Genomic DNA, 23,442 nt, shown 5'->3' with positions numbered 1-23,442 from the left:
CTCTTTAAATCAGCATTTTTTTATTTATAATTTTCTTTTTTTAGCAAAGTCTTCAATCATAACTTTCCGTACTTCTCGAGGCAAAAATTTTCGGATATCTTCTTCGTGATAGCCGACTTGCAAATGGCTATTGTCTATGATTAATGGCTGACGAAGTAGCAGGGGATTATCAACGATTGCTTGAATCAGTTCTTGAATCGTTAAAGAATAAAAATCATCTTTTAAATTTTGGATGGCTTTTCCTCTACGTGTAATAATATCATCAGAGCCTTCTTCCGTTAAAGAAAAGATTGCAAGAACTTCTTCTTTTGTAAGTGTATCTTTGGTGAGATTGATTTCTTGGAACTCTAAGTGATGATCCATAAGCCATTTTCTTACCTTTTGTGATGATGAGTTGGCCGCCGCCGTATATAGCTTAATCATAGTTTATCCCTCTTATTCCCATTTTCAGAACCTTTTAGCAATTTTTCAAAGTCGTATCTTTAATATACTATTCTTTTCTTATTTGTGAGTTAACTGTTCCTTAAACCAAATTTAAAATTGTCTAGTTTTTTGCCACAAATCCAAGATATTAAATAAAAAAGCACAGATTTATGACCTGCGCTCTTTTATTTAATATCTTATTGATCCACCAAAAGGCGAACTTTTTTACCCTCAACGGGCACAAAGTAAACGACTGTGCGAATTGCTTGAATGATACGTCCTTGACGGCCAATGATACGACCAATATCAGCTTCCGCTACTTCCAAATGGTACTCCATAAATTCTTCACCTTCGATAATTTCCAATGAAACAGCATCGGGTTCTGTGACCAAAGGTTTTACAATTGTCATTACAAGTTCTTTCACATCTTTTTGCATTTCTTACCTCTACTCTGACTAAAATCGTCCAAATTATTGTGAAATTGACAAAAAGCGGCTTAAGCCGCTTTTAATATTATTTGCTGAATTTTTGTTCGTGGAATTTTTTCATAACGCCAGCTTTTGAAAGGATGTTACGAACTGTATCAGATGGTTGTGCACCATTGTTAAGCCATTCCATAACGCGTTCTTCTTTCAAAGTTACTTGGTTTTCAGCTACAAGTGGGTTGTAAGTTCCAACTGTTTCGATGAAACGACCATCACGTGGTGAACGTGAATCAGCAACGTTGATACGGTAGTAAGGTTTTTTCTTTGAACCCATGCGAGTTAAACGAATTTTTACAGACATGTTATATTTCCTATTTCTATTTTTTATTACTTAACTATTATAGCATAAAATTTTTCCCTGTCAAGAAAAAAACTTGACAGCATTTTTATTACCATTCTTTCTGCTTTAGCAGATTAGAATGGCAATACGTAGGGAGCAAAGCGAGTTATGAGCCTTGATTATTTGTTGTTATGACGAATCTCTAGCAAAAGTTTTTCAGCTATCGCTTGATTCATTACTTTTTCTCGGCGAAGTTTTTCACTCAAAATAGTGATTTCTTCGTCTTTCGCGCCAACTGTCATTGCTAAGGCCCGAACTTGTAAACTCATATGTCCTTGCTGTATTCCCTCAGAAACTAGAGCACGCAAAGCAGCCAAATTTTGTGCCAAACCAACTGCAGCCATGACCTGTGCTAATTCTTTGGCTTCTGTAATTTCTAAGAGTTCTAAAGCAGCTTGAGCTTTTGGCAAAACTTTCACTGCCCCGCCAACCGTCGCCACCGGTAATGGTAGCTCAAGACTTCCCAAAAGTAAGCCATCCTTGACATCCCATTTCGCTAGACCTTGGTAGCTTCCTTCCTTGCTTGCATAAGCATGAATTCCAGAAGCCACAGCACGCGTGTCATTTCCTGTGGCAAGGACAACAGCGTTGATGCCATTCATAATGCCTTTATTATGTGTGGCAGCACGATAAGGATCAATTTTAGAAAAACGTGAAGCCGCCTGAATTTTTTCCGCAACTTCTTGCCCATTATTACCTTTACTCAGTCGTTCAACGGGAATTTCACAACTGACTTTAACCAAAGATTCCGTAGCATAATTGCTCAAGATACTGAATAATATTTTTTGCTCTGGAAACCATGTGCGAAAAAGATTAGCAACGCCTTCCAAAATGGCATTAACAATATTCGCTCCCATTGCGTCCTTCACGTCCACTTTAAAATCAACGGATACAAAGCCTTCTGCTTCGAAAGCTCTACTGCTCACCTGTCGTAAACCACCACCACGTTTAATAATGGAAGGATAAGCTTCTTTGGCAGCACGAAAAATACCTGCTTGATTTTCTTCGATAGTCTGCATTAAGTGGTCTGCCTGATCAACATCATAAAAAACAATCTGCCCTCGCATTAATCGTTCCGAAAGCACCGTTTGAAAATTTCCAGCTATTTTTGCGCCATTACTTGCAGCTGCAATCACGGAAGGTTCTTCGGTTACCATTGGAACGAGGAATTTTTTGCCATTAATGACAAAGTTTTGCGCCAAGCCCATGGGTAGCTCGAATTCACTGATTTGGTTTTCGATGAGATTATCTGCTAAAGCCGCATCAAGTACTGTTTCTTCTAGAATTTGTCGTGTTTCTGACTTTAAGTCAAGAAAATCCAGACGCTCTGCTGGACTCATTTGGTAAAATTTTTTCTTCATATTCATTGCTTACACTAAATTAGGGTTTTCCAAGAGGACAGCCAAACCGAGACCGCCACCAATACAAAGGCTAGCAATACCATAGCGCTTATTTTCGCGTTGAAGTGCATAAGCTAAAGTAGTCAAGACACGTGCTCCTGATGAACCAATAGCATGCCCTAAAGCAATAGCTCCACCATAAATATTCACTTTTTCTTCTGGAATATTGAGTTCTTGATTTACAGCAACACTGGAAGCCGCAAAAGCTTCATTGATTTCGAATAAGTCGATATCTTCAATATCCAAATCTGTACGATCAAGCAATTGGCGAATGGCTTTAATCGGGGAAACACCCATAATTTCAGGATCAATTCCAACTTCTTCACTAGCTAATAATTTTGCCAAGACTGGAAGCTCTTTGGCTTCGGCATAATCATCGTTTGCTAAAATCAAAGCAGATGCACCATCATTTACTGGCGATGAGTTACCTGCCGTTACACTTCCGTTTTCACTGAAAGCAGTACGTAGTGAAGAAAGCTTTTCTAATGACGAGTTTGCACGAATTGTCTCATCTTCTGCTAAATCTGAAAATGGTACAATTTCTTTTTCAAATGCACCCGCTGTACGTGCAGCTAGAGCTTTTTCTTGCGAACGTTGAGCAAAGCGATCTTGTTCTTCACGACTAATTTCAAATTGCTCGGCGATTGTTTCACCGATCAAACCCATAGATTCGCCATTAAAGGCATCTACCAAGCCCTCAGACATCATTGTAAGAACTTCTTCGCCAGATTTACGGTGACGAATGATTGGGGATTGAGACATGGATTCTGTTCCCCCAGCAATCACGACATCCGCTTCCTCAAGTTGTAAAAGTTGTTTAGCGAGAATCACTGCCTTCATACCTGAACCACAGACTTCATTTATCGTTGAAGCTGGAACATGGTGAGATAGACCACTATTGATTGAGATCTGACGTGCAATATTTTGCCCTGTACCAGCCTGTAGTACATTGCCAAAAATCACTTGTTTGACGTCATCTTTAATATCTTCATGGCGCTCAAGTAGATTTTTAACTACATGAACACCCAGTTCTGCAGCTGTCTTATCTGACAGAGCACCATCATATTTTCCGACAGGCGTACGAAGCGCATCGATAATTACTATTTCTTTCATAAGCCAAGTATAGCACATTTCTGCCCCAAATAGTCAAAAGTTTTTTCCAATTTTTAATCTTTTATGTTAAAATTGGAGCTTAAACATACAAATTAATAAAGCATATAAACTGGAGGATATATATGAATATTGGTATTGACAAACTTGCCTTTTTTGTTCCTGAAACTTATGTAGATATGACTGATTTAGCGCTGGCGCGTAACATTGATCCTGCTAAATTTTATATCGGTATTGGACAAGACCAAATGGCCGTCAATCCGATCAGCCAAGATCTCATCACCTTTGCGACCAACGCAGCTGCTGAAATTCTGACTGAAGAAGATAAGCAAGCAATTGACATGGTCATTGTTGGGACCGAGTCTTCTGTTGATGAGTCAAAAGCCTCTGCTGTTGTTGTTCATGGTTTACTTGATATTCAACCTTTTGCGCGTTCTATTGAACTTAAAGAAGCCTGTTATGCAACAACTGCGGGCTTGCAAATGGCTAAAGACCATGTTTATCGTCACCCAGAGCGTAAAGTTCTCGTTATCGCGACTGATATTGCCAAATATGGCTTGAACACGGGTGGCGAACCCACACAAGGCGCTGGTGCTGTAGCCATGTTAATTGCAGCTAACCCTAATATCTTAGCACTCAATGATGACTCTGTCAGCTTGACACAAGATATTTATGACTTCTGGCGTCCTTTTGGTGATACTTATCCAACTGTTGATGGTCAGTTTTCAAATGCTACTTATATCGAGGCTTTTGCTAAAGTTTGGCAAGAGTATGTACGTCGTACTGGCCTTAGTTTCTCTGATTTTGCTGCCTTAGCTTTCCATACTCCTTATACTAAGATGGGAAAAAAAGCACTTCTTCCTCAACTTGAAAATGAAAGTTCTGAAGTTCAAGAACATCTTCTGGCGCAGTATGAGAAAGGAATTGTCTATAATCGTCGTGTAGGAAATCTTTATACAGGTTCGCTTTATCTCAGTTTGATTTCCTTGCTAGAAAATGCTGAAAATTTAAAAGCAGATGATAAGATTGGGCTCTTCAGCTATGGCTCTGGAACAGTTGCCGAATTTTTCTCTGGTCAATTAGTTGATGGCTTTGAGAAACATCTCCGCAAATCAGAGCACCAAGCTCTTTTAGACAATCGTAAAAAACTTTCTATTCCAGAATATGAAGAAATGTTCTCAGAAAGTCTGGATGCACATGTTGATCAAAAATTCTCTGATCCTATGCCCTATAGCCTTGCTGAATTAAAAAATTCAACACGACTTTATCGTAAATAAAAAACATTGGTTACGGCCAATGTTTTTTTGTTTATTTAAAAAATTGTCGGAACAAGCCCGCCATCCATACGAAGAGCTTCACCAGAAAAAGCATCTGCAAGAGGACTAGCGACATAAGCGACAAAATTACCAATTTCTTCAGGATGAATCAAACGTTGAATCGTTGATGTTGGACGATTGTTCAACATGAAGGCGCGACTTCTCTCTTCAACAGACTCTATATCTGGATAAAGTGAAGCCAATAAATTCTCAACACCTTCAGTTAATGTTGATCCTGGCATTACTGTATTTATTGTTACCGTAGTACCTACTGTTTCACGGCTTAAGGATTTCGCTAAAGACAGATTCATTGTTTTGGTCATAGAATAATGCGGCATTTCTGGACTTGGCATAATTGCTGCTTCTGATGCGATAAAAATGACACGCCCATTAGCATTTTTTGTCTTCATTTTAGGAAGATAAAATTGAGATAAAGCAATCCCTGATATTGAATTAACCTCAAAGTAACGGCGCCATTCATCTAATTCGATGTCTTCAAACTTTGCATCGTTAAATATTGCCATATTATTGACTAAAATATCAACTTCTGGAAAAGCTTGAAAAAGAGCTTGTCGTTCATTTTCTATTGATAAATCATAGGCTGCTGGATAAAAAGTTTGGTTTGGATATTTTTTGTTAAGTTCTTCAATTACTTTATCCACAACATCCGAAGTTCTGCCATTAATAATAACATCGGTACCTTCGGCCGCAAGACTTTCAGCAATCGCACGTCCAATACCTTTGGTTGATCCGGTAACTAAAGCAAGTTTATTTGTTAATTTTAAATCCATTTATTTGGTCCTTTCGTCATTAGCTTCACTTCTGTACTCTAATCATTATATAGCAGATTATCCTACTTGTATAGTACCTACTTTTGAGTAACTTAGGAACCTAAAAGTAAGTTTTGCCCTGTGTTTAGTTGTTAAAGATCACTGTCTCAAAGTTAAATGACTCAGGTAAATGACGGGCTATCGAATATTCAAAAATACGTCCATCATCAAGGTTAGCAACTTGCTCGACTTGCATCAGAAAATCCGTATCTGTAAGATGCATAGTCTGCTTTTCTAATGCGTTGGGACGTACACCTTTAACATTAAGAAATGAACTCTGAATAACAAGACCAAGTTCTTCCAAGATATATTTATAAATGGAACCCGTTAGATGGGAATATTTCAATTGTGGAATAATGGAAATGGGCATATAAGTGTACTCAATAATCGTTGGCACCTTTTTGACATATCTTACCCGTTCAATACGATATATGAACTCCTCTACATCTATGGATAATTTATGAGCAATATCCGCATTTGGATGCTCAACTTCAAAAGTTAAAACTTTAGATTCCATTTGTCCTGAATGACGCTTGGAAGAACCCTCTACAGCATAGAGATGCGCTTTTTTGCCTTTGGTCCAATCTTTTACTATCGTTCCATAACCTCTTCGGCGGATCAAAAAACCCTCTGACACAAGAATATCCAATGCTTTTTTCACGGTCATTAAACTCGCATCATACTCTTGTACTAAGGCGTTACCATCTGCAATCCTGGAGTTGATAGGATAGTGACCAGACAAAATTTTTTCCTTAACATCTTCATAAATTACCAAATATTTTGGCTGTTTCTTTTTCATATACCGACCTCATAAACTGACATTCTCATTATTATTACACAATATCGTAGGAAAATAAAGTAAAAATCATAAGTGATAGTAACTTATGATTTTTACTTTATTAGCGATTGGCTGAGCGCGCCATTCTCACATAAGTGTGACGTTTTCCTCGAATACTCATTGAAGCATGAAAAATATTTTCGGGAGCTGGCATTCCAGCTACGCCTGCATCTCCCAGCTCAAAGACATCTGCACCTGCACGTTTGGCCGCCAAAGCTAAACTTTGAATCGTACTTTTATCTGCACCTTCTTGCGAAGTTCCAACCACACAGTCCACCAATGTACCTGTTTTTCTAGTCGCAAAGGCTAATCGTGCGATTTGTTCTTCTGTGGTACCTGGTACAGCCCCCGGAGCGGGTAAGTCAAGCATATCAATTCCGGCATCAATATAGGCTTTTAAGTTTTCCCAAACCAAATCTGAGCCATGTGAGACAACGGGATTCAGCATTAAAAAGCCATTATAGAAACGACGTACCAGCTTAATATCCGTTACAATACGCTCTGGGCTTGCTTCAGGCGTAACATATGCTGTTAACGATAAGAAATTTATTCCTTTGCGAAGAACTTCCTTTATCGATGCGTCTGTCACTCTCTTATATTCAGGTCCGGTATCTTTGATAATTAAATTGACACCAACAGCGGTTCCTGTTAACTTCCGTAACTCTGAGAGGTCATTAACCTCCCCTAGTCCAGGAATGACCATCTTTTGCACATCAATATCTTTCAAAAGTAATAAATCTGCACCAAAGGCTGCCGCCATTTCACCATTTGTAACCTCTGGATAGAGTGGTACATTTTCTGCAGCTAGATCCACGAGTATTGTGCGTCCTTCTGCTTTTAAAATAGCTTCTTTGAATTCTTTGGATGTACTCTCCCGTGTAAAATCAGAAGCTTCATATCCTAAAATTCTTTTCATAGTGCTATATCTCCTAGTCCAACATGCTTAAACGGTAAACCGAAGGTGAAACTTGGTTAAAGCCATTTTCCAAAATCTCAATATTGGTGATAACTTCTTCATCTTTCACTAATTTTTCAACACCATTAATAATAGTATCATAGGCAGCGTCATAATAGCGACCATAATCGCCAACAGGTGTTTTTATTTGCTTTTCAATCCAGTCGCCATTTGCATTTTGATATTTAACAATACCATAATTCATAGGACTATCTTCCCCAAATTCTGATACTTCAGGCATAATTCCAGCTTTCAAATCATTTTCTTGTTGATCCTCACCGTACTTAATAAAGGATCCTTTTGTTCCATGAACGATAAATCTTGGATAATCTTGTGCCACCAGATGATTTGTTTTTACTTTAACTTTTAATTGGTTTCCATAGTGCAAATCAACGTCAAAATAATTATCTACTGCTTCTGCAACTTCATTGTTTCTAATATCATAAGTTACTGCTTCAGGACGCCCAAAAAGTGCCACGAGTCTATCAATAGAGTGAATACCTAAACCATAAAACGCACCTGCTTCTTTTGGACCTTCTTCTGTTATTGATCCTGGACGATAATAATCAATGTGCGCTTCCACTTCAAGAATGTCTCCAAGTAAGCCACGCTCAATAACCTGCTTTACTGCCAAATAATCCCCATCAAAACGTCTGTTTTGGTAAGGGGCCACCATAACACCTTTTTCTTTCCCTAAGGCGAGCAACTCTTTGGCATGTTCCAATGTGTCAACAAAAGGTTTCTCTACGATTACTGATTTTCCAGCTTCAATTACTTTCTTAGCCAGCTCATAATGCGTGTGGGCTGGCGTACAAATTGTGATAAGTTGTATGTCATCATCCTTCAGCATTTCTTCTAAATCAGTTGTGAAATGCACGCCCTTTTCCAAATATGGTGCTGCAAGTTCTTCATTAATGTGTAAATCAAAAATTGTTTTAACCTTGATGTTTTCACGCAGAATAACATAAGGAAGGTGATAGCGATTTGCTGATTTCCCAAAACCGATAAATCCCATTGTAAGCATAAGATTCTCCTTAAATATATATGTTACATTATAAAAGACTATACTTTTATATAAATTGAATTATACTTTTAAAAAATAGAATTGTCAAGAATATAAATTCCCAACTAAAATTAAGTAAAAAAAAACATTTATAAAAATGCTTTTTTATTTTAAACTGTTACTTCTTCCTTCATTGCTTTTTTAGCTGTTGCCATCATCAAACGAATCCGATTGAGCTGGTTGACCGCAGAAACACCTGGATCATAATCAATTGGGCTAATATTTGCACCCGGATATTGCCGACGTAACTCTTTCAGCATTCCTTTACCGACAATATGGTTGGGAAGGCAACCAAACGGTTGGAGACAGACGATGTTTTGAACGCCTTTTTGCAAGAGCTCAATCATTTCTCCTGTCAAGAACCAGCCTTCACCTGTGTGATTACCCACTGAAACGATTCCTTCTGTATTGGCCGCTATTTCATAAATAGACTCAATACCGTCAAAACGGTCAGAAGCACGTAAAGCTTTATCCATCGGTTTTTCCAACATATTAATAATAGAGAGTAGTGTTTTTGCCATCAATTTATTTTTCTTAGCAAAACCAATCTCATCTGTTTTCCAAATTTGGTTGTATAAAGAATAGTTCATAAAGCCAATCAAATCGAGAACTACTGCTTCAGCGCCTTCTTCTTCGATAATGCTCACAATGTCATTATTGGCAGTTTTGCTGTATTTAACCAGAATTTCACCGACAACACCCACACGAGGTTTTTGAATATCAAGGAGTTCGATATTATCAAAGTCCTTGATTATCTGTTTCATGTTCTTGTTGAATTCAAAAATAGAAGCAGATTTAACATTATGTTGTGCTTTTTCTAACCATTTCGCATGAAGTGCATTGACTGAACCTTTTTCAGCTTCATAAGGCCGCGTCCGATAAACCACGCGCTCAAACAAATCTCCATAAAGCACAGCAATCATAAAACGAGTCAAAAGTGGCACAGTAAACTTAAAGCCTTTTTCTGTCCCTTGGTTGCCCATGGATAAGCTTACCACTGGAACCTGGGGGAAACCTGCATCGACAAGGGCCTTACGAAGTAAAGGAATATAGTTTGTTGCGCGACATCCACCACCTGTTTGGGTCATCATGACGGATGTATTGTTTACATCGTATTCGCCAGATTGGAGAGCTTCGATGAGTTGACCAATCGTTATGATTGCAGGGTAGCAAGAATCATTATTCACAAATTTTAGTCCGTTGTTCACCGAGCTTTGGGTTTCTGGCAAAACAACTACATTGTAACCTGAAGCTGCAAAAGCGTTCTCGAGCAAGCCTTCTTGGTGAATTGGCGACAACATTGGCATGAGAAGCGTGTGTTTTTTAGCCATTTCTTTTGTAAAAACCGGATGTGTCTCAACAATTTCTTTGATTTGAATATTTTCTTCAACACCATGTCGACTACGTTCTGAAACTGCTGCTTTAAGAGAACGTAAACGAATACGCACTGCTCCCATATTTGAGCCTTCATCAATCTTAAGGACTGTATAGAGTTTATTATGGTTGCGCATAATTTCTTCGACTTGGTCTGTTGTCACTGCATCCAAACCACAACCAAATGAATTCAATTGTACTAATTCCAAATTTTTATTTTTACACACTACTTGCGCTGCAGCATATAGGCGTGAGTGGTAAACCCATTGATTAACAACGCGCAGCCCAGCAACTTCTTCAAGATGTGCAATGCTGTCCTCTGTAAGGACGTGGAAACCCTCTTGCGTAATAATGTCAGCAATGCCATGATTAATCTCTGGATCCAAATGATAAGGACGACCTGAGAGAACTATAGCTTTTTCCTTGTTAAGGTTAATCTGCATGAGCAACTCTTCTGCCTTATCCCGAATGTCTTGCTTGAAGTTCTCCATCTCTTCAAAACCGTGGAAAACTGCAGCCTTCACTTCAGATAAATCCACTTTGAAACCCTGCCCAAGCAAAGCTTTATGGACATTGACAGCTCCACCTTCCTGATCAGCTAGATTAATAAATGGATGAAGGTATTTAACTTTACCTTCTCGAATTTCATCAATATTGTTACGAATCACTTCAGGATAAGACTGAACAATCGGACAGTTATAATTATTTTCTGCTTGAGCCTGTTCTTTTTGTTCATAAAGCACTGAAGGATAAAAGATAGCCGGAACATCCTTTTGAATCAAGGACATAATGTGTCCATGTGATAGCTTGGCAGGATAACAAACTGTATCAGAAGGAATTGTTTCAATTCCTTTTTCAAAAAGTTCTTTATCAGACTTAGGGGATAATATTACTCGGAAACCTAAATCCGTTAACATGGTATGCCAGAGCGGATAATTTTCATACATATTTAGGACACGCGGAATCCCTATTTCTCCACGGGTCTGTTTTTTCTTGGTTAAGCTCCGGTATTTGAAAAGTTTCTTGTATTTATAGTCGACAAGATTAACCTTTTTATCACGTTTGTCAACTTTTACTTGTGTTGCTTTTTCTGCGCCTCGCTCACAGCGGTTTCCTGTAACAAACTTACTGCCGTCATTAAAGACGGTCAACGTCATTTTACACTGATTTTCGCAAAGGCCACAAACCATAAATTCTTTTTGTGTGCTGAAAGCTTCCAAATCGTGCAAGTTCAGAATTCTTGATTTTTGCCCATACTCCTCCTTTTCTAGCGAAATTAAAGCACAGCCATAAGCGCCCATAAGTCCTGCTATAGAGGGACGGACAACTTCACGTTCGGAGATTTTTTCGAAAGCACGAAGTACAGCTTCATTATAGAAAGTCCCACCTTGAACGACAATCTTTGTTCCTAATTCTTCAGGACGTTTAACTTTAATTACTTTATAGAGGGCATTTTTGATGACAGAGTAACTTAAACCAGCAGAGATATCTCCTACAGTCGCACCTTCTTTTTGGACTTGTTTCACTTTCGAATTCATAAAGACTGTGCAACGTGAGCCCAGATTGACAGGATGTTTTGCTAATAGTGCAATTTCAGCAAAGTCACGCACATCGTATTTCAAAGAATGAGCGAAAGTTTCAATGAAAGAACCACAACCAGAAGAACAAGCTTCGTTTAAAGATATTGAACTTAAAGCACCATCGGTGATCCGCATAGCTTTCATGTCTTGGCCACCAATATCTAAAATAAAGTCCACACCGGGATTAAAATAGTCCGCTGCCTTATAGTGCGCCATCGTTTCAACTTCCCCGTAATCGACTCGGAGTGCAGCTTTAATCAGGTGTTCACCATAGCCGGTCACTGTAGATTTGGCAATATAAACATCTTTTGGCAGTAAACGATAGACTTCTTTTAAGACGTCAATGACTGACTCTAAAGGTTCACCATTATTTGAACCATAATGATCAAAAAGAATATGCCCCTCACCATCAATGAGCACAATTTTTGTTGTGGTTGATCCAGCATCAATCCCTAAAAAAGTTGCTCCTTGATGTTCAGAGAGCTTTTTATAGCTTGCTTTTGCCTTAGCATGTCGTGCTCGAAAATCTGCTAACTCTTGTTCATTTTCAAAAAGACGATCCAACGTATCCTGGGGAATCAAGCTGTCGCTATTGTCACTTTCTAGATTATCAATTAAAGTGCGAATCGTACTTGTTCTTGTTTCCTCAGCCAGAGCAGCACCCATTGCCACAAAAAGTTGAGGATTTTCCGGAAAAATAACATCCTCTTCTGCAATATCCAAAGTTTCAATAAAACGTTTGCGCAATTCGCTCATAAAATAGAGCGGTCCACCGAGAAAAGCGATTTTTCCCGTAATCTTACGACCGGAAGCTAACCCAGCAATCGTTTGATTCACCACGGCTTGGAAGATTGAAGCAGCTATATCTTCTTTGCGTACTCCTTCATTGAGAAGGGGCTGAACATCTGTTTTGGCAAAAACTCCACAACGGCTAGCAATGGGGTATATTTTCTCATAATCTTTAGCTAATGTATTAACACCCGCAGCATCTACTTTGAGTAAAGCCGCCATCTGGTCAATAAAAGCTCCTGTCCCACCAGCACAAGTCCCATTCATACGTAGCTCTTGGGTACCTGCGTCAAAAAAGGTCATCTTGGCATCTTCACCACCAAGTTCAATCATGACATCTGTTTCAGGAATAAATTTCTCGATAGTAATCGAGCTTGCGATAACTTCTTGGATAAAAGGGACATCAATTACATCTGCAAGTCCCATTCCCCCAGAGCCTGTGATTGCTAAGGTAAGTGAACACTCGCCTCTCTCTTCCAACAATTCTTTTAATACTTTTATCGTTGCCGTTTTTACATCTGAAAAATGACGTTCATATCGGCTAAAAAGGAGCTGATATTCCTCATCAAAAACAACGAGTTTTACTGTAGTAGAGCCGACATCAATCCCAGCCTTATAACTTTTCATAGTATTTTTTCCTTCTCTATTTGACAGGCTGTTGCTTATCTTATTCATTGTCTATTTTATCATTTATTCCTCATTTTTCAACCGTCAAGTTACAAGTTAATGTCATTTAAACAACATTTAGAAGTTGCGTGTCGTTTATGTCAAAAATGTTTTACATAGCTTAAATCGGTAGAATTTATCATAAAGGACTATAATAAACAACAGATACTACTATTATGTTGTTTAACCTACAAGTAAAGGGGAAATGTATTAATATGGCTAAAATAAATGATTTACGTGTCTTAAGAACACGAAAAATGATTACACAAGCTTTCTTTTCTTTGTTAAGAAATAAAAAATTTGAAAAAATTTCCATTCAAGAAATTGCAGATGCTGCAATGATAAATCGTGCAACTTTTTATGCACATTATGCCGACAAGCAAGATCTTTATGACAGTTTAATTGATACTTTTATCATGGATTTCATCAAAATTTTAGATGAACAAAATCCTGTGGATGGAACTGATGTTTATGTCAATGATATTGAGGAGATGTTGGCGCGCTTCTACGACTTTGTACGTCAAAATCCAGAAGTAGCACAAATTGTGATAGATAAATCACAGGACCAAACGATTATTAATCGTTTTATCGAGATATTAACCGAACGTTATACCGAACTTTTCGATAAGCTGGAAATTCGGGAACACGATGTATTAGTCCCAAGTGATTTTGTCATCAGCTATATTACTTCTATCTTAGCAGGCACACTTAAATGGTGGGTTTCTTCACCGAGTACCATGAAACCGAGTGATTTTGCACATCTTATCGTTAAATTAATTTCAAATGGTCACTTGACAGTTTTAGGTGTAAATATAAAATCATAATATTCGGCTGTAAGTATTTTTGTTTTATAGTGCAGATATAGTTTTCTCCCTTCTGCTACTTCTGATATAATTAAGATAATGAGAAGTATACAAGGAGCTCTACATGCAAGCAAAATACATTATGTCAATTGACCAAGGGACAACAAGTTCTCGCGCGATAATCTTTAACAAGCAAGGACAGCACGTCGGCAGTTCACAAAAAGAATTACAGCAGCATTTTCCTCAAGCTGGATGGGTTGAACATGATGCCAATGAGATTTGGAATTCGGTACAATCTGTTGTCTCCGAAGCACTTATCCAATCAGGCATCAAACCTGCAGAAGTCGGAGCGATTGGTATTACCAATCAACGTGAAACTACCGTTGTATGGGATAAAAAAACAGGCATGCCCATTTATAATGCAATCGTCTGGCAATCTAGACAATCGGCAGCCATAGCTGATACTTTGAAAAAAAACGGCCATTCTAAACTTATCCACCAAAAAACTGGTCTTGTTATTGACTCTTACTTTTCAGCCACTAAAATACGTTGGATTTTAGATAAGGTTGACGGCGCGCAGGAACGCGCTGAACGTGGTGAATTGCTCTTTGGTACTATTGACAGTTGGTTAGTCTGGAAATTAACCGATGGCGAAACGCATGTGACAGACTATTCTAATGCAAGCCGGACCATGCTTTTTAACATCCATAATCTCCAATGGGACCAGGATATTCTCGACCTCTTGAATATTCCGGCAGCTATGCTTCCTCGCCCCGTTTCTAATTCTGAATGCTACGGTATGACCAAGCCCTATCATTTCTTTGGCTCAGAAATAGCTATTGCGGGGATGGCTGGAGATCAACAAGCGGCCTTATTTGGCCAAATGGCTTTTGAACCGGGAATGATTAAAAGTACTTATGGTACTGGTGCCTTCATCGTCATGAACACAGGTCAAGAGGCACAACTATCCAATGATCTTTTAACCACGATTGGTTACAGTATTAATGGTCAAGTTACCTACGCTCTTGAAGGGTCCGTTTTTGTTGCTGGCTCTTCTGTCCAATGGCTCCGTGATAGTCTGAAAATGATTGATAACAGTAAAGAATCTGAAGCAGCGGCTTTGGCTTCTACCAATAATGATGAAGTCTATGTTGTACCTGCTTTTGTGGGTTTAGGTGCTCCGTATTGGGATCAGGATGCTCGTGGGGCTATCTTTGGCATTACCCGAGGAACCAGCAATAACGATATTATCAAAGCTACCTTACAAGGCATTGCTTATCAAGTCAAGGACATTATTGATGCGATGCAAGAAGATTCAGGAATTGATATTCCATTACTGAAAGTTGACGGAGGTGCAGCTAATAATAGCTATTTAATGCAGTTCCAAGCGGATATTCTTAATATTCCCGTGCAAAAAGCCAAGGATCTTGAAACGACAGCTCTTGGTGCAGCTTTCTTGGCTGGTTTAGCAGTTGGTTTTTGGAAAGACATTGATGAAATAAAAAGCTCTTATTCAGAAGGGCAAAGCTTCCAACCTCAAATGGATGAAAAACGACGACAAACACTTCATCAGGGTTGGAAAAAAGCTGTCGAAGCAACACGTGTTTTTAAATAAAAAAAGATCCAGAATTCTGGACCTTTTTTTATTTATATTATTTGCTCAACAAGGCCGCTGCTGCTTCATCTGCAATAACAACAACATCAGCATGTTTTTGCAAGATAGATGCTGGCATATCTTCAGTGATTTCACCTTCAACCATTCCTTTAATTGCTTCTGCTTTTGATTCGCCATAAGCCATCAATACGATTGATTTAGCTGCCATGATTGAAGCGATACCCATAGAAATCGCTTGACGTGGCACATCTTCTTCGTTTTCAAAGAAACGTGCATTTGCTTTAATTGTACTTTCTTGGAGATCGACAACGTGTGTTGTTTCTTCAAATGAAGTTCCAGGTTCGTTGAAACCAATGTGTCCGTTTTGACCAATTCCAAGAATTTGGAAATCAATCGGGTGTTCAGCAATGATTTGGTCATAAGCTTTTGTTTCTGCTTCCAAATCTGCCGCCTTACCATTTGGCAAGAAGTTTTCTTTGAACGGTTTTTCATTGAAAAGGTGTTTGCTCATAAAGTAACGGTAAGATTGTTCATCTGAACCATCAAGTCCAACATACTCGTCCAAGTTTACTGAAGTCATATCTGAAAAATCAAGATCTGATTTAACGATTTGGTTGTAGAATTCTACTGGAGTTGAACCTGTAGCAAGTCCAAGTGTTTTTGCTCCATTATCCATTGCTTCTTTGAGTAAGTCAAAGCCGATTTTTGCGCCTTCAAGTTGGTTTTTTACTGTGATAACTTTCATAAGAGAGTCTCCTTTTTCAAATTGGTATATACACATTATAACGCTTATTCATTTTCTTGTCAATAGGAAAGTTCAATTTTCACCCAATTTTTATCATGAAATTATAAATAAAAACGGCTAGCTGCCGTCTTTATTTTCCTTATTATTTTAAAGTATTTTCAAATTTATTTTTGACCTTGTCTAGCGTTTCTTGGGTAACAAGTTGGGTCTTGTTTCCTGAGATTTTAGTCGCATGGACGTTTATTTTACTTACCTTAAGCGCCTTATTATAGTGTTTGACCATATTCATAAAATCTGGAAAGCTGATGTTAGTATTGACAACCTCAGGAAAACTTTTCAGAATCGCTAAAGAGTGTCGCGCAAGGACAGAAGGATTTTTCAAATTCTCAAATGTAGCAATAGCCACATCTTGTAGTCTCTCTGTATAGCCCTTCTGATCATTAGAGTTAAGCAAGCTGAGATAAGCTGAAACTTCATCCGCTGTTTTTAACTGTACAGACCCTTGCTCAAATTTGAAGCCTTTGGATACAAAAGCTGTTGTATTCTGCACAACGATTCCCCCACTAGCCTCAACCAGTTTCCCCATGTTGTCAAAGTTAATTTCCACTACTTTATTAGTTTCTGTACCAAAGGTCTCATTAAACTTCTTACTGACTGCTTCTGCTCCACCCTGAGTATAACTTTGATAAAGCGTTGTTTGATCTGGAAAAACTAAAAGAGGTTGGACATTGATCAGACTTGTCTTTTTTAGCTTCGCATTTGTAGAAGTAAAGCTGGAAGTCATAAGCACTTTTTCATTATCTACACGAGCTGTTCCAAGAATTAAAGTCGTAAATGTTTCTCCTTTCTTTAAGTTTACCGGATGTGCTTCTGCAAGATGCAAAGTATTAGCCTTATTGATAGCTATTTTTGAACTTTGATAGAAGAATACTCCTAAGCCAGTAAAAATAAGTATCAAGACAAGTAAAGTAATACCGATAACTTTAGGAAACTTACTCTTTTTTTTAGTAGTTATTTTTCCACTTGACCGTCTATAAGTTTCTTTTCCCATAACTCTCTCCTTATTTAAGAATGATAAAATCATTAACTGAGCGTTGATCCTGACTCGGGTATACTACTTCGCCCTTGAATGCCATTTGACTTGATCCGCCGCCGTCCAGAACCACTGCATTTTTTAAATTCAACTCCTTAAACTTATTCATAATCTGATCATATCCTGTACTTGTATCCGAAATAATAAGGTAAAGGTTATTCTGCGCGTCATTTGCTATAAAAGAGTGAATCATCCAATTCACTGAACCATCATTTTTTTGAATTTCACCATCACGGATTAGCACCGAACCGAAACTGAAACTCATTTGCCCACCATTTTCAATGATTGTTGAGGCGGGTACAGAAGAGTCATAGATTTGACTACTGCCGTCGTTATTGATAACAAAGGCATTGTTAGCTCTCTTATCTGAACCCCAATCCTTAAAAAGTTTTCCATTATTCATCTGAAAGCCTGTGATGTGCATAGTGCTCATATTAAATCCAGAAGCATTCATGATTAAAGCCTCAGGGTATTTTTGCATAATTTCTTGCAAGGTAAAAGCCGGAGCATCAACCGAAGTTGCCGTTTTTAATACTTCGACATTGTTGGCTTTATAAATTTTAAAACTGCCCGATGAAAGATCAGTAAACTTCTTGCCCCCCTCTTTCGAGTTTAGTTTTATCGTGCGGGCTTCTCCTGTATCTTTGACAATACTTTCAGAAGACTTGACTGCTTCTTTCGAACTGTTGGAGGCAATATAACCTGACTCTTGATCAGTATGTTGTACACTTTGAGCTTGACCATGGGGTTCTTCTTGTTTTTTAGGAGTCATAATTATAAATGCAGACCAGCCTACAATTAGTAGAAGGCCAAAGCTAATAAACCAACCTAACTTCTTTCGTTTTTTTATCGTTTTCATATCTCTACTTCCCTCATATTTTTCTCTACTGTTTTTTCAGTCATAAGATCTTCAATCACCTTAAGCACACGTTCTGTCGCTTTGCCATCACAATAGTTGTAGGTTTTCTTGAAAAAGAGAGCTCTTTCCTTTTGGTAGGATGTGCTATCCGTTGCTTGGAGCGCTTGGATAAGTTCACCTTCATTAAAAGTAACCTCTCCTGGAAATTCTTGCAAGTAATCGATTGTTAAACCTGGTTTTTTAGAGTAGCTTTTAAAGTCGGGCACATAAGCGATGATGGGTTTATCAAAGACCATCCAATCCACTGCAATAGCCGAATAATCGGTTATCAAAACATCCGTGACGCAGAAAATCGAGGAGATCGGTTCTTCTTCGATGAAAAGGACATGAGGATTATTCTCATAAGCCGAACCCGAAATAAGTGGATGCGCCTTGTAGATAATGACATAATCTTCACCCAAGGCTTGGTGCACGCGCGCCAAATCAATCTTGGCTTCTTTAAAATATGTACTGATCCGTCCACGAAATGTTGGGGCATAAGTAATGACTTTTTTATTAGCCAAAACAGGATACTTTTCAAGAAGTCGTACTTTGGTGTCTTGAACAAAATGGTCATCGAAGATTTTGTCATTGTTAGGAATACCTGTAACAAGGACATTTTCTTCAGGAAGATTGAAAGCTTGGGCATATACTCCTTTGTAAAAGTCGGAGTTGGCGATAGTATAATCGTAGTTTTTAATTTCGTAATCCCTTTGGACACAGTTGCCAAAGTTTTTTAGAGCTGCAGTGGCGTGCCAAATCTCTAGGACTTTGACTTCTTTACGATGGGGAAACTTGGAAATGACAAAGTTGTTATAGTCAATGATCACCAGTTTTGAACTTTGAAGAGCGAAAAGTTGCTGGATACAAGCCAGTCCATACTGGAGTTGTCCTAGGAAAGTGGGCTGGAACTTGAAAAGTAGAGTTTTTATCTCGTATTCTTGCTTTGCGCTTAACTCATCATGCAGAATTTTGAAATCCTTGGATAGGTTATCATGCTCAAGCGAAATGAAAGTGATACGGTTCTGATGCACACGAAAAAGAAAAGTAAAAGGATAGAAGAGTGCCAAAATGATGGTCAACACGATAGATTTAAGTTTCACTAAAAACCTCACTTACAATTTTTTCACAAGCACTGCCATCATTCCACGGATTAAATCTCTCGTTAAAAGCGAGCAACCTTTGGTAGTCAAAACAATCATCTTTAATCATTTTTAGGAGTTCTTCTTCTGTTTTTACGACATCATTAGGTAAATCATCAGGGACTTTGAGATAAAATCCTCGTAATTCTTCAGCATAATATTCAAGATCGTACATATAAAAGTAAATCGGTCTTCCAAGTTGTGCATAATCAAAGAACACACTTGAATAGTCTGTAATCAGGGCATCACTCACCAAGTAAGCCTCGTTAATATCCTGATTTGGATCCATGAAAAGCACAAAATTCTTTAAATAACGAGGGATATGGTAAGTGCTACAAATCAAGTAATGCGGTTTAAACAAAACAATGTAGCCTTCTCCAAGCGCCCTTTTCCATTTGTAAAAATCGACCTTTAATTCAAAGGTGTAGCCTGTATTACTATAAGCATTATCTCGCCATGTTGGAGCATAAAGAATTATTTTTTTATTTGTTGGCAAATGATACTTCCTCTTTAATTCTGCGATCTTTACAGGATCTGGATGCACCAAACAATCAACACGCGGGTAACCAATATGGAGCATTTTTGGCTGCGGAAAAGCGAATGCCGTTTCAAATACCTGAGCCGAGAAGGGACTAGAAGCGATAAGATAATCCCAATGCCTCCGGTCCTTATCATAGGACTTTACCATCTGTTTGTAGCTTTGTTTGCTTCGATAATAAGTTGAACCATTATCTATGATGTCATGCCCTAATCGCTTCAAGGGAACGCCATGCCAAGTTTGTAAGTAAACTTGGTCTGACTTCTTATAATAATAAGGTGCCATTTTGGAGTTGAAGATCCAATATTTGGCTTTAGAAAGATAATAATAATATTGAAGCGAGTTAAATTTTACCGTTTTTGCTCCTGCTATGACTTGTTTTTTTTGGAAAGCCCAGATGAGTTGATAATCAGAAAACTGTTCCGAATCTCTCATATATTCAAACAGATAGCGTGGATTATCCGAGTAGGACTTTCCATTAAATGAGATCAACAAAATAATCTTTGAATTTGTCTTAAAAACTACTCCTAAAATAAACAGAAAGGGGTACATTATTGTTCTTATAAAAAATAATCTTAGTCTCGCTAATAAAATCAATATTGTCCCTTTCATTACACTCTAAATAAATTTTTTCCCTACTATTTTAACGAACTGATTCAGTGATAAATTTGTAGAAAAATCTTCTGAAATTTCATCAATCACTTTTTGAAAAGTATCTGTATTTTTTACTTTACTTAAAGCTTTTAATAAAGCATTAATATCTGTTTGTTCCGTTTTTCCTAAAATTGCTAAGCTTTTAGTTATAGATACTTCACTTAAAGTTATTAAACTGCACACCTCAGGTAGTTTTTCTACTTTAGAAAACTTCTTTCCCTGAAAAGTATACATGCTACTATCAATTTTCAAATATAAGTCGGTTGCCTTGCGATCATGAGGGTAATTATTTTGGTGATGCTTGAATAAATAATCAACTTGTTTCAATAGTTTTATTAATTTAAGCGGATTAATAACCAATCCTAATTTTGAGAGAATCTTTTTTATATCGTTCATTTATTCTTTAATATTAGAAATATACATCTTCCCTAAATCTTGTTTGATACTTGAAGATGAAGTTTTACCCCGAGGGAAATACATGATTTTCAACTCAGGAAATTGCTCCTTCAAGAAGTCAAATTTTCCTTTCCAATCATCACCCATGACAAAAATATCAACCTCAAACATATCGATATAGAGTGCTTTGTCCTCCCAAGATTGCTCAGGCACCACAAGGTCCACATAACGGATAGACTCCAAAATATACTTACGGGTTGCATATTCTTGATAAGCTTTTTTCCCTTTTTGGGCATTGAATTCATCTGTCGAAAGCATGACGATAAGCTTATCGCCAAGGTTCTTGGCATTGCGTAACATGTCTACATGGCTTTCGTGGAGAATGTCAAAGGTACCTGCGACTAAAATCGTTTTGCTGTTAGACATTACCAATCTCCCCGTAAATATTTTTAATTTTCTTCATTTGTTTTTTATAATTATTACTATTTAAGAAATAATTATTTAAATATGTAACTTGCTCTGAAATACAGCTTGATGAGATGTCTGGATGACTCTTAATTGACTCATCAAAAATATCCTGTATTTTTATATTATCATTTTTCAACTGAGAAAATAATCGATAGTTAAAGGGTATCGCTGGGCTTCCAATAATAATTTTGCCATAATCTAAGTCTTTGCGTGAAAGTTCTTTTAAGTCTTCCAATATTGATTCTTTTCTTAGTCCTTTAAGATAATGACTATCTTTCATCATTTCATTATACTCAAGCAAGGATATAATTGGATCTATACTTATAGAATTATAATCTCCAAGTAATGAATGATAAAGAGCACCTGTTCCCCCTTTACTACCTCCATATAGAACAACATCATCTTTATGAATATTATACTGAGACATTACATTAATAATAGATTCTTGTACATCATTTTCAAAATTAGGATAATTATCCGTATTTATATAATGGCTTCCATGAGATAAGTTCAAATCCATTATTCGCATTATCATAGTATTTTTTACAATACTTTTTTGTATACTAGGAAAATTCTTGGTAAAACATCTTAGACCAATATTAGGTGAGTAATACTCATCGGCTGTCATAGAAGAAAACATAACAATAAGTCGTAAAGGACTCCAAGAATTAGTTCTATTTTCTAGGGGTTTCTCTATTGTATAAAATAAATCTCCATATTGAACTAAGTCATTTCTTTTCCAAATATTTTTTATTAGCTTGCGTTTTATAAAATAGGATTTATTTCCACTATGAAAATAGAACATAAAGTCATGTGATATTAATTCCTTATAAATTTCATAAACCTTATAATTATTTTTACTTAACTCTAATATATTTCTTTTATCTTTCAAATCAACAACAATTTTTTCGTAATTATAATCAATAATTGATTCAGAATAGACAATATTTAGTAATTTATTATTTGTTTCCATTGTTATAAACCTATTTTTTCTAATATTCTTTGTACAGAATTATATTTATCTTCATTTAATAATTTACTGGTTATAAGCTTGTTATAGTCATAATTAATTCTTCCTTCACTCTCTTTGAATAAAATTTCTCTAGCTAAGCTAACTGCTGTATAATTACTCCCCTTAAGGTTCAATAATTCCCCAGCATCAAAATACATTCCAATTTGACGAGTATAAGATTCAGAGTCTTCTTGAAGTAAAATAACCTTTTTGCCTGTATGTGCAAAATCAAATATTGCAGACGAGTAGTCAGATATCAAAATATCACAAAGTAAATAAAGCTCCTGTATATCTACCAACTCATTAAAGAAGCAATGTATTCTCTTATCCAAACTACTATACTGACTCCTTAAATTACTCTCTAAGGGATGTAATTTAACAATAATTTCATACTCTTCTGGTAATTCAGATATTAATTCTTTTAGATTAATGGAAGTAATGTCTTCCCTTTTAGACTTTCTCCATGTAGGACAAAATAAAATATATTTCTTATCTCTGTCTATTGGTTTATTCAGATACTTTAAGTGAATCTTTTCTTTTTCTTGAATGGATTCCTTATTTTCTATTAGATAACCATTTTTTGGTGTTCCTAAATTCAAAATTCTCAAATGATTATTTTTGCCCAATTGAAAGGCTGAACTTAAAAGCTGGCTATGAAAATCTGAGGATGTAAGTAAATAGTCCCATTTTTTCATTCGTGGAACAAATGCCATTAACTCTTTTTCTCTCTGTTGCACATCTTCTAAATCAGCAACCATTTTTTTTATTGGAAATCCATGCCAAGTCTGAATAATAATTTGTTCTTTATTCTTCCCTGCTCTGTCTAAAGAGTTTCCATTGATAAATATATATTTAGACTGAGCAAAGGCATCTAAATATAATTTTGAACCAGTCCTGACAGCTTCAAAG

22 protein-coding genes are annotated in these 23,442 nt (G+C 37.1%); 3 read left to right on the top strand and 19 right to left on the bottom strand.

Features of this window, described 5'->3' with window-relative positions; genetic code table 11:
- Positions 1–24: 24 nt before the first annotated feature.
- The 5 genes from LACDD01_RS01350 to LACDD01_RS01330 form a co-directional block, all read right to left on the bottom strand.
- Positions 25–423: a Spx/MgsR family RNA polymerase-binding regulatory protein gene (locus LACDD01_RS01350; protein ID WP_019292392.1), complete on the bottom strand. Its 399-nt coding sequence runs from the start codon at positions 421–423 to the stop codon at positions 25–27.
- Between the two features lie 197 nt (positions 424–620).
- Positions 621–860 (bottom strand): KH domain-containing protein, encoded by a 240-nt coding sequence (locus tag LACDD01_RS01345; RefSeq protein WP_004256341.1) that lies wholly within the window; start codon positions 858–860, stop codon positions 621–623.
- Positions 861–936: 76 nt separating this feature from the next.
- The gene (gene rpsP / locus LACDD01_RS01340) at positions 937–1,209 is read right to left on the bottom strand and encodes a 30S ribosomal protein S16 (protein ID WP_004256337.1); all 273 of its coding nucleotides are present in this window, start codon (positions 1,207–1,209) and stop codon (positions 937–939) included.
- A gap of 158 nt (positions 1,210–1,367) precedes the next feature.
- Positions 1,368–2,609 (bottom strand): hydroxymethylglutaryl-CoA reductase, degradative, encoded by a 1,242-nt coding sequence (locus tag LACDD01_RS01335; protein WP_197458019.1) that lies wholly within the window; start codon positions 2,607–2,609, stop codon positions 1,368–1,370.
- A 9-nt stretch (positions 2,610–2,618) separates the two neighbouring features.
- On the bottom strand, positions 2,619–3,761 hold the full coding sequence (locus LACDD01_RS01330; RefSeq protein WP_029343395.1) for a thiolase family protein: 1,143 nt from the start codon (positions 3,759–3,761) through the stop codon (positions 2,619–2,621).
- Positions 3,762–3,883: 122 nt separating this feature from the next.
- Here LACDD01_RS01330 and LACDD01_RS01325 point away from each other — a divergent pair, with 122 nt between their 5' ends.
- Entirely contained in the window at positions 3,884–5,035 is a 1,152-nt protein-coding gene (locus LACDD01_RS01325; protein ID WP_061412898.1) for a hydroxymethylglutaryl-CoA synthase, read from the top strand.
- Between the two features lie 35 nt (positions 5,036–5,070).
- On the opposite strand, the gene LACDD01_RS01320 is transcribed toward LACDD01_RS01325, so the two are convergent.
- The 5 genes from LACDD01_RS01320 to LACDD01_RS01300 form a co-directional block, all read right to left on the bottom strand.
- Positions 5,071–5,865, bottom strand: a complete 795-nt coding sequence (locus LACDD01_RS01320; RefSeq protein ID WP_061412895.1) for an SDR family NAD(P)-dependent oxidoreductase — start codon at positions 5,863–5,865, stop codon at positions 5,071–5,073.
- Between the two features lie 124 nt (positions 5,866–5,989).
- Entirely contained in the window at positions 5,990–6,703 is a 714-nt protein-coding gene (locus tag LACDD01_RS01315) for a GntR family transcriptional regulator (RefSeq protein ID WP_019292397.1), read from the bottom strand.
- A 100-nt stretch (positions 6,704–6,803) separates the two neighbouring features.
- Positions 6,804–7,658 carry a DUF7916 family protein gene (locus LACDD01_RS01310; RefSeq protein ID WP_061412892.1) on the bottom strand — a complete coding sequence of 285 codons (855 nt, stop codon included), beginning with the start codon at positions 7,656–7,658 and terminating at the stop codon, positions 6,804–6,806.
- A gap of 13 nt (positions 7,659–7,671) precedes the next feature.
- A complete protein-coding gene (locus tag LACDD01_RS01305) occupies positions 7,672–8,721 on the bottom strand; it encodes an oxidoreductase (protein ID WP_061412889.1) in 1,050 nt (349 codons plus the stop codon).
- Between the two features lie 149 nt (positions 8,722–8,870).
- Positions 8,871–13,130 carry a 2-hydroxyacyl-CoA dehydratase gene (locus LACDD01_RS01300; RefSeq protein WP_061412886.1) on the bottom strand — a complete coding sequence of 1,420 codons (4,260 nt, stop codon included), beginning with the start codon at positions 13,128–13,130 and terminating at the stop codon, positions 8,871–8,873.
- Between the two features lie 254 nt (positions 13,131–13,384).
- On the opposite strand from LACDD01_RS01300, the gene LACDD01_RS01295 reads away from it, so the two are divergent.
- Together LACDD01_RS01295 and glpK are read left to right on the top strand one after the other, a co-directional pair.
- On the top strand, positions 13,385–13,993 hold the full coding sequence (locus LACDD01_RS01295) for a TetR/AcrR family transcriptional regulator (RefSeq protein WP_019292736.1): 609 nt from the start codon (positions 13,385–13,387) through the stop codon (positions 13,991–13,993).
- Positions 13,994–14,096: 103 nt separating this feature from the next.
- Positions 14,097–15,587, top strand: coding sequence for a glycerol kinase GlpK (glpK, locus tag LACDD01_RS01290; RefSeq protein WP_061412883.1), 1,491 nt, complete (start codon positions 14,097–14,099; stop codon positions 15,585–15,587).
- 37 nt (positions 15,588–15,624) lie between these two features.
- Here glpK and nagB read toward each other — a convergent pair whose 3' ends face one another.
- From nagB to LACDD01_RS01245, 9 genes are all read right to left on the bottom strand, one after another.
- The gene (gene nagB / locus LACDD01_RS01285; RefSeq protein WP_004256319.1) at positions 15,625–16,332 is read right to left on the bottom strand and encodes a glucosamine-6-phosphate deaminase; all 708 of its coding nucleotides are present in this window, start codon (positions 16,330–16,332) and stop codon (positions 15,625–15,627) included.
- Positions 16,333–16,474: 142 nt separating this feature from the next.
- Complete coding sequence (locus LACDD01_RS01280) at positions 16,475–17,383, bottom strand: LCP family glycopolymer transferase (protein WP_061412881.1); 909 nt, start codon at positions 17,381–17,383, stop codon at positions 16,475–16,477.
- A gap of 10 nt (positions 17,384–17,393) precedes the next feature.
- Entirely contained in the window at positions 17,394–18,284 is an 891-nt protein-coding gene (locus tag LACDD01_RS01275) for a phosphodiester glycosidase family protein (protein ID WP_061412880.1), read from the bottom strand.
- Positions 18,281–19,426: a CDP-glycerol glycerophosphotransferase family protein gene (locus tag LACDD01_RS01270; RefSeq protein ID WP_061412878.1), complete on the bottom strand. Its 1,146-nt coding sequence runs from the start codon at positions 19,424–19,426 to the stop codon at positions 18,281–18,283. Before LACDD01_RS01270 ends, LACDD01_RS01275 begins: the two co-directional genes overlap by 4 nt.
- Positions 19,416–20,615 carry a CDP-glycerol glycerophosphotransferase family protein gene (locus tag LACDD01_RS01265; protein WP_061412875.1) on the bottom strand — a complete coding sequence of 400 codons (1,200 nt, stop codon included), beginning with the start codon at positions 20,613–20,615 and terminating at the stop codon, positions 19,416–19,418. The genes LACDD01_RS01270 and LACDD01_RS01265 overlap by 11 nt, the downstream gene beginning before the upstream one ends.
- 6 nt (positions 20,616–20,621) lie before the next feature.
- Positions 20,622–21,053 (bottom strand): hypothetical protein, encoded by a 432-nt coding sequence (locus LACDD01_RS01260; protein ID WP_061412872.1) that lies wholly within the window; start codon positions 21,051–21,053, stop codon positions 20,622–20,624.
- Positions 21,054–21,479 (bottom strand): glycerol-3-phosphate cytidylyltransferase, encoded by a 426-nt coding sequence (gene tagD, locus LACDD01_RS01255; RefSeq protein ID WP_061412869.1) that lies wholly within the window; start codon positions 21,477–21,479, stop codon positions 21,054–21,056.
- Positions 21,472–22,494, bottom strand: coding sequence for an XcbB/CpsF family capsular polysaccharide biosynthesis protein (locus tag LACDD01_RS01250; protein WP_061412866.1), 1,023 nt, complete (start codon positions 22,492–22,494; stop codon positions 21,472–21,474). Before LACDD01_RS01250 ends, tagD begins: the two co-directional genes overlap by 8 nt.
- Positions 22,495–22,496: 2 nt before the next feature.
- A partial coding sequence (locus LACDD01_RS01245; protein WP_082779247.1) for a CDP-glycerol glycerophosphotransferase family protein occupies positions 22,497–23,442 on the bottom strand: 946 nt, incomplete at its 5' end.

The sequence above is a fragment of the Lactococcus sp. DD01 genome (genome assembly GCF_001578715.1).
Taxonomy (GTDB): domain Bacteria; phylum Bacillota; class Bacilli; order Lactobacillales; family Streptococcaceae; genus Lactococcus; species Lactococcus petauri.
The sequence above is the reverse complement of the archived record's forward strand: the minus strand, read 5'-3'. Positions and strand labels throughout refer to the sequence as shown.